Source organism: Salinarimonas soli (assembly GCF_008386575.1).
Taxonomy (GTDB): domain Bacteria; phylum Pseudomonadota; class Alphaproteobacteria; order Rhizobiales; family Beijerinckiaceae; genus Salinarimonas_A; species Salinarimonas_A soli.
The window spans coordinates 1-255 of sequence record NZ_VUOA01000200.1 but is presented as its reverse complement, the minus strand read 5'-3'; the positions used below and the strand labels follow the sequence as shown (position 1 = coordinate 255).

Annotated in this window: 1 protein-coding gene; it reads left to right on the top strand. The window is 55.3% G+C overall.

Going from position 1 to position 255, the window contains the following annotated elements; genetic code table 11:
• The coding region (locus F0L46_RS27840; protein ID WP_210247705.1) for a hypothetical protein at nt 1-229 on the top strand (229 nt) is incomplete at its 5' end.
• Between the last annotated feature and the right edge of the window lie 26 nt (nt 230-255).

The window sequence follows — 255 nt, the reverse complement described above, 5'->3', positions numbered from 1 at the left end:
GGGAAAACCTGCAAGTTGCGCTTTTAACATGTTCTACAAATTGTTCACCCTCATTGCTCTGTTGGTGGCCGTGGCTTTCGCCAGCCCCAACCCCAAGCCTGAGCCAGTGCTGACCTACGCCGCCGCCCCTGCCTACGGATATTCCGCGTATTCAGCATACGCCCCAGTTGCGTACCCCTCTCCATACGCCGCCTACCCTTACGCTTACTCTTCTTATTACGTCCGTTGAAAACCTTCCCCGCCCTGACAACTGAA